This is a genomic window from Cryobacterium luteum, assembly GCF_900110125.1.
Taxonomy (GTDB): domain Bacteria; phylum Actinomycetota; class Actinomycetes; order Actinomycetales; family Microbacteriaceae; genus Cryobacterium; species Cryobacterium luteum.
Window position 1 is genome coordinate 1 of record NZ_FOCN01000038.1, and the last position, 11,280, is coordinate 11,280.

An 11,280-nucleotide genomic window follows, 5' to 3' on the forward strand; every position below is an offset into this window, starting at 1 on the left:
GAACCCTAAGTAAGTTCTATTTTTCCTGATCCGATAGGCATTCTCGATTTAACGCGCCGTCACAACCTCAACTCGACCGGTGGATCGAGGCTTAGCCTCACCGGAGCAGTACCCGTGCCCATTCTCGGTATGTCTCCGGCAGCATCCTGTCCATCGCCGGCGGCGTATTCCAGCCGACGTCGCAACACTCGATTCGATCAGGTAAGAGCCGAAGCGTGCACACACTGGGCTGACCGCGTTCCTCATCGCCGGCGTCTTGCCCGGCGGCACGCCCTTGCTGCCGCCGAGGAGGCGCGAAACCCTCACTAGCACAGTGCTATTTCTCAGACGATACCGGTCAGGCCGTGTTTGAGCGCAACGCTTCAGGGACTTTTTCTCTCTGGCCTGTAGAACTGGAATGTCACTATTTGGATGGATGCAGTACGGAGTTGATCGTGTCCCCGGCTAGTTCTTCTCCGGGCTTAGCCTCGGAAGCGTGACCCAGTGGTGGCGCTTGGCGTGCTGACTGTTATCGCTTTGGTTCGATCACCCGATCACGCAGCCGGGAGGTCGACCTTCCTGGTCAACACGAAACGTCCCGCTGGGCGTTGCCAGATTTAAGCGACTACAACGGCTCGCTATCGGTAATGAATACAGGCGGCCAATAGGTCACTATTCAAAGTTCTTAATTGGGGCAGCAAATTGGGTTACGGGGCCGTCAGCGGGACAAGACCTGAGTTCCACGGAAAACGTTCGCTCGTTGTCCTCAGGGGTAACAGGAACCGAATTGACCTTGATCACCAACTCCTCTACGCCATCACGCTGCCAACGATGTGAGGGATTTGCAACTTCGAGAACAGCTACCGGATCACCGACTTGAATGCCGTCAACGGTCTCGATCCCTATTCCATGGACCTCTGCCGCCGTGACGCGCATGATGAGCTCCGGATTGGTGGGACGTTGCGCAGGGCCGTCCGTGCCGATCGACACTCCGCTCCAGTCGTAGTCCACCGAAGGGATGCCTTCATAGTTGGTCATGACGGGTTCTCCCCCAAACACATCCGTGAGCGCAGCGACCACCAGTTCAATGGGTTCGAAATAACCGAACTCATCACCCATCGTTCCATCGTCCAGAACGACCTGAATACTACTCGCAGACACAACCAAATGGTCCGGCGGGGCACGAGACTCGGGGCTCGTCCCTTTCTCTTCTGTGATCGTTGGGGTACCCGCTGGAGCCGGAATATTCGCCTGAGGCCCAATCGAGGAACAACCGGTTAAGATCACAGCCAGAGCTGCGACGGCTGCGAAGAGCGTTCCCCTACTCATAAGTTCCCCGTTCGATTAAGTTTTGTTCACCGTATCAGGAGCCTGGAAGACGTCTGGCTTGCGCACACCGGCGAACCACACCCGTTCGTACAGTGACGCCGCCACTCCCTGCGGTTGAATCCGCCGTCCGGCTTAGGGCGCAATTGCGGCACGATGCGACTGAACAGGTCGGCAGACGCGTGTGAGGTCATCGTCCCCTTCGGTGTTTGCACCGAACCGTCCACCGTTCAAGCCGACGGCCATGCGTGTCCCTAGAAATTTCGCTGCGTGGGCTGCGACCATTTTCGCACCGATGTGTCATACCTGCCGGACTTGAACGCCCACCTCGCTGACCTGCTTCGCAACCGCGAGACATTACTCGCCACCCAGGACTTGGAGGACTGGGCCCGCGACGAAGCGCTCCCGTCCCAGACCGAAATCACCCGCATCCGCCAACTGATCAGCAAGGTCGAAGCCCGACTTGACCCGCTCACCCCGGCGCACCGCACCGAAGTTGAGGTCACCGTGACCCTTCCACGCCGCCACCGAACCGTGTCACTTGGGATGCCCCAGGTCCGCCAGCCCCATCCCGATATTTGGTTGGAACGCCAATGAACCTCGCCGGACTGCCACCAAGCGTGCGGACCGCCGCAGCCATCATGGGCCGCCGCTCAGACAGCCAGCGTCGACGCGTGCGTGTTGGTGGCCGCGTTGTCCGAAACGCTGGGCACTGGCACCAGCGTCAGCGCTGCGGACATTGCACGCAGAGCAGGCGTCGACCGTTCATTCCTCTATCGTCACCGCGACCTCATCGAACAACTGCACACCATCCAATCGCAACCGTCCGATGACCCTACCCGCGGCCCCACCTCCAGCAGGGTTTCATTGATCGCCGATCTGGCCGCTGCTCACCACCGAGCGAAGCGCCTCACAGACACAGTTCAGCAGTGCGAAATACAACTATCCCAAGAGCTCGGCCATAGAGCCTGGCGCGATGCCGGACTGGGCGGACCCGCCGACTACGACCGGCTCACCTCGCGAATCACCGAACTCGAACCGGTGATAATCGATTTCCGCGAGGCACTCGAACAACGCAATCAGGACCTTGCTGCCGCCCGCGGAGCCAACCGCGAACTCATGACACAAATCAACACCGGCAGAGGCTAAACCGAACCTTTACAAAGCCCACGTGCACTACACCAGTCGCGCACGTCACGACCGCATATTAGCTTCTAACCAGGAAAAACAAAGCGCGCAGTATCTCTCGAAAACCAATAACCCCCGGAGAAACGCCGGCACTCCGCGACCGCCTCCAGACCGCCCTTCAACCGACTGCGGAAGGCCTCACCGAAGACGGACTGCGCCGCCTCACCCGCTTCGCCGACTGAGCGCCTAGAGCAAGACGCGGCCCAGTCGGTGTTGCCTTGCCCCGTGATACGGCGGCTCGACTGCTCCGGTCATTATCTTGCAGGCGAATCTGGAGATGCTTTGCGGTCACCGCGCGCACACGCGGTGCGGGATGCTTCCCGCCTCTCGAAGCGATGCTTCGTCCTGATGTGATCTGGTTTGCTGCCCTTTTCCCAGCGGTACGGCGGTCTCGCGCTATGGGCGGGCTCGGAAACCCAGGACTCGTTATCCTCACTTACACGCGTGGATAGAGCAACGAGGACGAGGCCAACCAACAGAAGGTAAACGTAGGCCCAAGAAGTCGTCAGGACAAAGTGGACAAGGTCAGTCATGACGACGAAAATACAGGGGGCAAAAAGCGCGCGACCTTCCAGCTGGACAGGTCGAAAACGAGCCAGATCAGAGGGCCATAACCTTCGAGACGTGGAATGGACGGACACCCTCAGCGCTCAGCGCCCGTGGCCGTGTTTTTGGCTGTGCCCGTTGTCGTTTTCGAGCAGCAGTCCGTCTACCATCAGCAAACGCCGCGCGGCCGGCAAAGACCTCGGCGGGCGCCAAGCACGCTTCACTGATAGCCAGATCCAAAACGCTCGCCGACTCATCAATGCTGACGAATCAGCAGCCCAAGTCGCAAAGGACCTCAGTATGTCCCGGGCCACGCTCTACCGAAGAATGTCTGAGCTCGACGCGTAAATGCCCAAGAGCTGCATCGGGGTCACAAACCACGTCGGTGTTAACGCCGACCGAAAATAGGGCTCTCCTGACGCAACCGTGGGTGGTTTCAGAGCCTGCTTACTTCATTTTTTCAACTGCGCGTGCTTCGCGCAGCCGGAGCCTGCGAACATTTGAACGCCAGACGGTGTCGCAAGACGCGCCCCCGACGAACCATAGTCTGCCTAAGTTCAAGCCTTCTGCCTACTAGTGATTGTGCGTGATTGCAAGCGCCGAACGATTTCACCCCAATGGGATTAACTACAGTTATGAGATTTTCTCGTAAAAACGGCCTTGCTGCGTTCGGCAGTACCACGACGCGCTCGGAGGTCCTGCGGGTAATGCTCGACGAAACAGCCCATGGAAATATGTTCGCATTCAGTTGTCTCTACGACGAACTCGGAACGGAAACATTCATAGTTTGTAGAGACATATTGGGAAGCCGCGGGCAGGCCGACAAAGCCTTGCTGGAAACCTGGCTGTGCGTGTGGCAACATGCGGCGTCGTTGACACGGGCACCGTCGCCCGTACGCGAGACAATTCTGAACGTTGCCTTCAACGTCAGTCGGCGGGTCCAGTAGACAGAATAGATTCCTGGTGGTTGGTTCAGTTTCATCGCGGTGCGAACTCGCTGCCGCTGCACCCCGGAGTCTGGCTCTGCTCACCACGCACGCGGCTTCACACCCGCTCAAGCCATGCAACGACTACTGTCAGACCCAGAAATCCTCACCGTTGCGAGCCGAACAACGCCTCCTTCGTCAAATGCAATCCCTCGGCTACGAACCAACACTCATCCCACTGAACGCAGCCTGACTCACCACGGTTTTCTCAAAGACACACCTTAGGCCACGTTCAGCTTCGGCTGATTCGAAACAGCAGCGGACGCGGCTTCACGCCGTTCTCCTGAAACACACGCAACACGAACTCTCCGAAGCTGCGCTTGCACGCCAGAGCGGGCATGACGTCGACCAGGTGATCCCAGCGGCAGTGGTTGACGAGCGAGAACGGCCCATCGTCGACGGGCTGCAGCACCGTCGAGTTGTCGAGACCGGTCTGGTCCTGGAACCAACCGGCCGTGTACTGCCACGCGTACAAATTGGCCTCGACCGTGGGGGCGCTGAAATAGTTGAACAGGAACACGCCGCCCCGCGAATGGTCGACGGGCGCGATTCGCCGAGTGTTAGCGGCGACGAACTGCAGGTGCGCCGCGCCCGCCGCGATCACTGGCACGGCATGCGTGCGCCAAGAGTCTGATGCCACGAGCTCGCGCGCGGCGTCGAGATCATGAGTCTCGACGAGCAGCACCAGGTCGTACGCGACTTCGGCGGCAGCCGCGCGACCACCCGGTGCGCGGATAAGTGCTGTGAACACTGTCGCCTCGACCACGTCGCCGCGGATCGAGTCCACCAGCTCATGCATGAGCCTCCTTGCTGCCCGTCTCTTTGCGCTCGGCATCGCCGGCGGAATCGGCCAGCCACCCGTGGAAACCGCCAGGTGCACAAAGCCGCTCGTTGACGGCTCAACGAGAACGGCTTTGGTCCAAATGTCAGGATCGCTAGTCATGGTCACTAACGCTAAAACGTTCCGCATTTTAAGTCAACGATCGTTGGCATAAGCTGTCCGCATGACAGGAATGACGAACAAATCGCAACATACCCGGCGCGCTATCCTCGCCGCCGCTCGCGCCCACTTCGCCGAGCGCGGCTATGAGCGCAGCACGGTGCGCGCCATCGGAGCGGCGGCGGGGATCGACGCTGCCATGGTCATCCGGTACTTCGGCAGCAAAGAGAACTTGTTTGCGCACGCGAGCGAGTTCGCACTCGAGTTACCCGATCTCGCAGCACTGCCGCATGATTACGTCGGGGAAGCTCTGGCGGCGCACTTCCTCGAATTATGGGAGGCCAACGAGAGCCTGCGGGTGCTGCTACGTTCCGGAGTGACGAACGCCGAGGCATCCGCAGCCATGCGGGGTATCTTCGGGGCTCAGCTCGTGCCCATCGTCGCTGCGCTTGGGACCGATCGCGTCGAGGAGCGGGCGGCACTTGCCGCAAGTCAGATGCTCGGGCTCGCGCTCGCCCGGTACATCCTGGCGTTTCCACCAATGGTTTCGATGGGTCGGGACGAGCTCGTCGCATTCATCGGGCCGACATTGCAGCGGTATCTGGTCGGTGAACTTCCATAGTCGGTGGCGGGCACCACCGAACGTATCGGCTAGGAGCGGTCGGTACTCCAGGATGCCTGTTCTGTCTCCCATGCGTTCTGAGGCACATCGGCGGCGTCAGCGGTCGGGCATCGCGAAGGATGCCACAAACGTGGCCCGTATTGAAACGTGGTTTCGGCAGGATCGCTTTCGGGTCCTAGTTTCGGTCCCTGATCGCAGCATCAAGTGCGCTCATGAGTTGTGACAGTCGCGAGCTTCCCCGCGGTGCGACCGGATACCGGCGAAGCACATCGGGAATGGGAAGGGTGGCTTGCGCTGCGAGTGCACTGATGGCTCCCCCGCCCACGCTCTCATCGCCACCCGCTTTCAGCTCGTCGACCCGCGCAGCACAGGAAGCGGCCCGGAGTATGTGACCGACCTGCGTCGCCCTCGCGATCGGGTGAAGGTACGCGGCGGCCGCGGCATCGCCGCAAGCGAGCGCCGCCAACTGTGCAGTCTAGGTCGGCGCTCTCTTTGCTGCGCGATGAGCAGCAAAGGCGGTTGTTCGTAGGAGGTTCGTTCGCGGTGCTCCCCCAGCAAATGCCAGTGCTGCGGTGAGTGCTTCGCGCGGACGTATGTCGTCTGGGGCGTCGGCCTCGAACTCCGCGAGCACGGTCTGTGCACTCTCGGCGGCGAATCGGACCACAGCTCGCAACTCATTCATCGTCAGGTTGAAGTCGTCGCTCGCTGATGCCATGACCCTATTGTCCCGTCCGCTTGCATGAATCCTCAGCCACCCGAAACTGAACGTTGGCGAGCAGCCAGTTCCGCGGCAACGACGCCCGCGAGCTTCAGCAGTTGGGACGTGTGTGATTTTTTGCGCTCTCTGGTGGCATTCGGTGATCGCTATTTGGCGCATCGAATTGACTGCCTACACCGGTCCCCAGCGGGGTCAGCGTCTTGTATCCCATGGGTTACGAGGCGTCTCACAGACAGCGCCAGGAGTGGCGTCGAGTGCGCGTTTCTTGCGGCGAAATCATGAGTGTTGCATCGAGCGGAGTGCACCCCCCTCGCCAGTTTCCTGTTTGCAGAAGGATGGAGGTATCTCGCATAGCCGCAGGAGCGGCGGTTGCAGGGAGCGGCCTGACTTTGTCAGGCGGGCGGAGAGGCTCCGGTCGCCTGGACGGTCCAGGCGACGTACTCACGCGCGTCGACCGTGAGCTGTTCGTCGGTGATGTGACCGACCCCAGTGAGGAAGTGACCGCCGAGGTAGGTCATGCCGACACGGATTGCGGTGACCTCAAAGGCTGAGGTGAGCTCGTCGAGAGTGCGGTGGTACCGGCCGAGCTTGGAGTAGTCCTCAGCGCTGGACCAAGTGGAAACGGCGATGCCGAGTTCCTTGCCTTCCAATGCGCGTCCCCCGGGCCCGTAGGCCCAACCGCGCTCAAGCACTGCGTCGAGCCACGCGTGGAGCAGTGCCGGTGCGCTGTACCAGTGCATGGGAAACTGCAGGATGATCCGGTCGTGCGCGGACAACCTCTCGTGCTCAGTGGTTACGCACATCGGTGAATTTGAGATGGCGTCGCCAAGGATGTGAACGTCGGTATCGTCGCTGCTCCTCAGGGCTTTGAGCCACGCTTGGTTGATGCGAGAGGACGGTAGGTCAGGATGGGCGACGATAACGAGGGGGCGGGTCATGCTGATTCTCCTTCGGTGACGGACTCGGCAGTGTGTCGCTTTACGCTGACGCCGGTTGCGATGAGTGCGACTATCGCAGCGGCTGTCAGGGTTGAGGCAAAGAGGGTGACTGAGATGGAGAGACCGAACGCGTCAGCTGCGTATCCCACCAGGACTGAGGCGATGCTTGCAGGGATGTAGCCCCCGATGTTCAAGGCCGCGTTGGACTCTGCACGTTTTCCTGGGGTGATGTGCGTGGCAATCAGCGACAGGCCTGCGAGTTGCCCGAGACCTTGCGCGGCACCAGCGAGGAGCGCTGCGATGATCGCGGCGGCAGCAAACGGTACGACTGTGACGGCCAGGACCATGAAGATCATCGCAGCTATTGCGGTGGTCGAGCTCAGTGCGAGGTGAGCGCGAGTGGTCAGGCGGGCGAGCGCGAACTGAATACCGGTGGCCACCAGGAACATGGCGCAGGCGACCACTCCGGTCACGAAGGCACCTGGCGCGCCAACGTGGCCGAGCACGGTCGGGCCGAGGGAGAGCACGAAGGATGTGGCGGTGATGCCCGGCGCAAACGCGCCGATGCCCCATCGGAGTTCGCGGCGGTTTTCCCGCGGAGCCGATGGCCAAGCCAGCAGACGAACTTTGTTCTGTGTGACGGGTCGTTTCAGCGGAAGCACGATCGCCACGAGGAGCGCGGCGACTTCGACACACAATACGACGGTGAACACGAGTTGTTGGGTAGAGGGTGATCCTGCCACGGCGAGGCCGCCGGCCAGGAGTGGTCCGAGACCGGCGCCGAAAACCATCGAGACAGAAGCGATGAGCGAACTAGTGCGTTTGCGGTGTTCGGGTGCGAGGTCGACCACCGCGGCCATACCTGCGGTTACGGCCGTGCCGACGGCGACGCCGGCGAGTAGCCGGGCGACCAGCAGCCACATCACATCTTGTGCAGCAAGAAACAATACCGACGCAATCACCGCCGCTGCCAAGCCCGGAACAAGAACCACCTTGCGACCGAACCGGTCTGCCAGGCGTCCGGCGATGATCAATGCTGCGACCAGGCCGACGATGTACGTCGCGAAGATGATTGTCAGCAGGCCTGACTCGAACCCCCATTCGGCCTGCCAATGTCCGTACAGGGGGGTTGCCGAGTTAGAAAGCAGGAACACCGCCGTCACCGTTGCAGCTGCGGCGATGGACCAGCCTAAACCGCGACTGGGCCTGCCGAATGGTCTCGGTGCGGTGCTGGTGCGTTCGCCATCCAAGGCTTGTCCGACTAAACTCGTACTAGTTCGCATAAAGACGAACTTATCGCCTAGTACGAGAAAAGTCGAACAACAATGTCTCCTCATGCACTGGATCTTCTTGCCCCGACGTACGTCACCCCGCCCACTGAACGGGAACGACCGCCGGGTCTTCCTGAGCCGGCCTCCGATGAAATCCGGCTCGACAGGGTCTTCGCTGTCCTGTCCGAGCCGTTGCGGATCACGATCGTCCAGCGGTTGTTGACCTCTTCCGATGAGTTCGACCACACCTGTGGCTGGTTCGGGTTCGATCGTCCTAAATCGACACTGACGCATCACTTCAAAGCACTGCGCGAGGCGGGGGTTCTCACTCAACGGCAATACGGGTTGGAGCGGCGCAGCCGGGTTCGACTGGGTGACCTCAATGAGCGATTCCCCGGGCTCGTTGATCTAGTCCTGGCCTGGGAGCCCACACCGTCGGCGTAGAGGCCTGCCGAGGAGCCTCTGGCGAACAGCGGTTTTTAGCCAACGTCGCAACACCTGACGTTCAGGAGAAGCGATGCTAGATAGTCCAAGAAAGCGGCAAAAGGGCACCGGCGCACTGCCGATGGTCGAGACACGCAACAAATATGCTCAGCTGATGAGGCAAGGAATCAGCAACGTCGAGGCGCGCCGAACACTTAACATCAACCGGCGTACAGGCATGCGATGGTGGCACGGCGGACAGTGACGAACGCGCAAGGACGCGCGAAGACCTACGCGCCGATCTCGCTAAAGACGCCACCGACGATTTCGTCGCGATACCTATCCGAACCAGAGCGGATCCATATCGCTGATGCACTGCAAGCCGGCGAGAGCCTGCGTCAGATCGCGGCCGGATTGGGGAGAAGTCCGTCGACGGTCAGCCGTGAGGTGATCCGAAATCGGTCCCCACGCCTGAAACGTTATGCACCGCACGCTGCCCAAGCCTTGGCCGATGCTGCACGGAAACGGCCGCGCCTGGGGAAGATAGCGGGGAGCCCTCTGTTGCGGGACGCGATTCAGAAACTCCTGCTGGAGCAGTGGAGCCCGCGTCAGATCAGCCACCAATTGCGCCTCGATTATCCCGGGCAGCCCTAGATGCACGTCCTGCACGTCCTGCACGTCCTGCACGAAAGCATCTACCAGTCCCTGTATTCGCCTCAGATCAATGGGGCGGTTTCACGCGGTCATTGCAACAGTAGCTTTCCAATCGCTTCGATCGGATGGGTCCGTCGAGATCAGACGCTGTGAAGAGCAGGCTTCATGCTACGGACACAACCGGGATCGATTCCCCCCGTTGGCTCCGAGCTGATGGTTTCCGAGCACGGGTTTTGGTGGCCTGATTCAGTTTCAAGCAAGTGCCCGTCGGCCAGCGGGCGCGTCCGCAGCGACCCGGATCCCGCAGCACGTTGTATTTGGGATGTCCGTTTACTCCGCCCGGCAGAAATGCCAGCAATGGTGCCTATCGGCACCTGGGTAGTTCGTCGAGCGTCTCGTTGTGGCCAGCCGACGGCTGCCGACGATCGACCAGGCTTGGCTGTGTCGCATCCCATGGCTTGTGAGGCGTCTCGTGTGCTCGAGTTAAGATTCCGTAAATAGCGATCTCGAGCGCGCTACGGCGAACAGTTGCACCAGAGCCTCCGGCACGCGATTTCTTCAGCTGGGGCGGAATTGGGGCAAAACCACCGCGATGTCATAGACCTCAACCTCAAGCAGACGCACTAACTCATCTCCCGTCGTCAACCATCGAGTCTGATTCCTGGATTCGTCCCAGCCGTCAAACGGGTCAAAGTGACGTTGCCAGAAAAGCGACCAGTCGTTAAGGCGTCGGCCCAGTTCAGAGGAGATGCCATAATCGTCCGGCTCCATTGCGTACTTGTCAGTGAAGCTCTCCCATAACGGATAGTCATGGCCCCAGTCCAGGAAGAACCGGATCCGGTGCAGCTCGCCTGCTTGCTCCCGCCGGGCATGGTCGACGGCGCGATCGTCTGGGATTTCCGCGGGCACGAGCATCTCAAGCTGCGTCCTCGGGTCGACCACGCGGCGGTACTGGCCGTCACTCCCACTTACAGGCTGCTCCTCAATCACGTTTCGAGGCTACGGTACTGGTGTGAACTGGGGCACAGTCGCGCAGAGCCAGTTCGCTGCGGCCGAATGTGGACCACCGACCTTGCCCATTGGGCGGTCGGCAATCGGTCGGGATTCGTTTCGTCGGGATTCCCCGGCCAAGGCGCACCGGAGTGCTCATTTGTCCCTTCCGACGAGAACAGCCGCAAGGGTGCATTATCTGCGACATGATTTCATGTCTTGTAACCCTAGGAGCGTGGGTCAGTAGTACCAAAGTTTAAAACGCCGGTCGATTTCCCGGGGTTGGGGTGTTGGTCTGGGAAAATTGATTATGAGCGATTCTGATGGCCTGTTCCCCGCGGCGGAGCTTGAGCACGTGGACGTGGACGTGGACGTGGTCGTGGATGACGGGGTCGAGGCTGGCGCGGGTGTGAACAAGCGGTTTAGGACGTTTGAGCCGGCGGCGGTGATGTTGGTGCCGCCGTCGTTGGATGAGTGGCTGCCGCAGAATCACCTGTCCCGTTTCATCGCGGACATCGTTGAAACTCAGCTGGATCTGAAGAAGTTCTACGCCTCTTACGCCAAGTCGAAGGGCCAGCCGCCCTACGACCCTCGACTGATGGTCCGGGTGCTGCTTTACGGGTATTGCGTCGGTGTTCGCTCGTCACGCGAGTTGGAACGGGTCTGCGTGGACGTGGTCGCGTTTCGCTGGTTGGCCGC

12 protein-coding genes are annotated in these 11,280 nt (G+C 60.6%); 6 read left to right on the plus strand and 6 right to left on the minus strand.

Annotation, left to right across the window (positions count from 1 at the left end; genetic code table 11):
- Nucleotides 1-651 precede the first annotated feature (651 nt).
- Nucleotides 652-1,098, minus strand: a complete 447-nt coding sequence (locus tag BMW72_RS17525; protein WP_092112865.1) for a hypothetical protein — start codon at nt 1,096-1,098, stop codon at nt 652-654.
- 504 nt (nt 1,099-1,602) lie between these two features.
- Here BMW72_RS17525 and BMW72_RS17530 point away from each other — a divergent pair.
- The 3 genes from BMW72_RS17530 to BMW72_RS19640 all read left to right on the plus strand — a co-directional run bounded on the left by BMW72_RS17530 (nt 1,603) and on the right by BMW72_RS19640 (nt 3,387).
- Nucleotides 1,603-1,902: a hypothetical protein gene (locus BMW72_RS17530; protein ID WP_198410974.1), complete on the plus strand. Its 300-nt coding sequence runs from the start codon at nt 1,603-1,605 to the stop codon at nt 1,900-1,902.
- Nucleotides 1,903-1,998: 96 nt separating this feature from the next.
- Nucleotides 1,999-2,454: a hypothetical protein gene (locus BMW72_RS17535; RefSeq protein ID WP_198416324.1), complete on the plus strand. Its 456-nt coding sequence runs from the start codon at nt 1,999-2,001 to the stop codon at nt 2,452-2,454.
- A 570-nt stretch (nt 2,455-3,024) separates the two neighbouring features.
- The gene (locus BMW72_RS19640; RefSeq protein WP_338419442.1) at nt 3,025-3,387 is read left to right on the plus strand and encodes a helix-turn-helix domain-containing protein; all 363 of its coding nucleotides are present in this window, start codon (nt 3,025-3,027) and stop codon (nt 3,385-3,387) included.
- Between the two features lie 870 nt (nt 3,388-4,257).
- Here BMW72_RS19640 and BMW72_RS17545 read toward each other — a convergent pair.
- Nucleotides 4,258-4,824 carry a hypothetical protein gene (locus BMW72_RS17545; RefSeq protein ID WP_092112869.1) on the minus strand — a complete coding sequence of 189 codons (567 nt, stop codon included), beginning with the start codon at nt 4,822-4,824 and terminating at the stop codon, nt 4,258-4,260.
- A 214-nt stretch (nt 4,825-5,038) separates the two neighbouring features.
- On the opposite strand from BMW72_RS17545, the gene BMW72_RS17550 reads away from it, so the two are divergent.
- Complete coding sequence (locus tag BMW72_RS17550; protein WP_092112871.1) at nt 5,039-5,587, plus strand: TetR/AcrR family transcriptional regulator; 549 nt, start codon at nt 5,039-5,041, stop codon at nt 5,585-5,587.
- 475 nt (nt 5,588-6,062) lie between these two features.
- Here the strand turns inward: BMW72_RS17550 and BMW72_RS19760 are convergent, their stop codons facing one another.
- From BMW72_RS19760 to BMW72_RS17565, 3 genes are all read right to left on the minus strand, one after another.
- Nucleotides 6,063-6,464, minus strand: coding sequence for a putative immunity protein (locus BMW72_RS19760; protein ID WP_422386302.1), 402 nt, complete (start codon nt 6,462-6,464; stop codon nt 6,063-6,065).
- A 233-nt stretch (nt 6,465-6,697) separates the two neighbouring features.
- Nucleotides 6,698-7,243, minus strand: coding sequence for an NAD(P)H-dependent oxidoreductase (locus BMW72_RS17560; protein WP_092112873.1), 546 nt, complete (start codon nt 7,241-7,243; stop codon nt 6,698-6,700).
- Nucleotides 7,240-8,760 (minus strand): MFS transporter, encoded by a 1,521-nt coding sequence (locus BMW72_RS17565; RefSeq protein ID WP_241983837.1) that lies wholly within the window; start codon nt 8,758-8,760, stop codon nt 7,240-7,242. Before BMW72_RS17565 ends, BMW72_RS17560 begins: the two co-directional genes overlap by 4 nt.
- Nucleotides 8,761-9,198: 438 nt before the next feature.
- Between BMW72_RS17565 and BMW72_RS19765 the strand changes: the two genes are divergently transcribed.
- Nucleotides 9,199-9,591: a helix-turn-helix domain-containing protein gene (locus tag BMW72_RS19765; protein WP_166787690.1), complete on the plus strand. Its 393-nt coding sequence runs from the start codon at nt 9,199-9,201 to the stop codon at nt 9,589-9,591.
- A 558-nt stretch (nt 9,592-10,149) separates the two neighbouring features.
- On the opposite strand, the gene BMW72_RS17580 is transcribed toward BMW72_RS19765, so the two are convergent.
- Nucleotides 10,150-10,581 (minus strand): hypothetical protein, encoded by a 432-nt coding sequence (locus BMW72_RS17580; protein ID WP_092112881.1) that lies wholly within the window; start codon nt 10,579-10,581, stop codon nt 10,150-10,152.
- A 409-nt stretch (nt 10,582-10,990) separates the two neighbouring features.
- Between BMW72_RS17580 and BMW72_RS17585 the strand changes: the two genes are divergently transcribed.
- On the plus strand, nt 10,991-11,280 hold a 290-nt coding region (locus tag BMW72_RS17585; RefSeq protein WP_425266253.1), incomplete at its 3' end, for a transposase.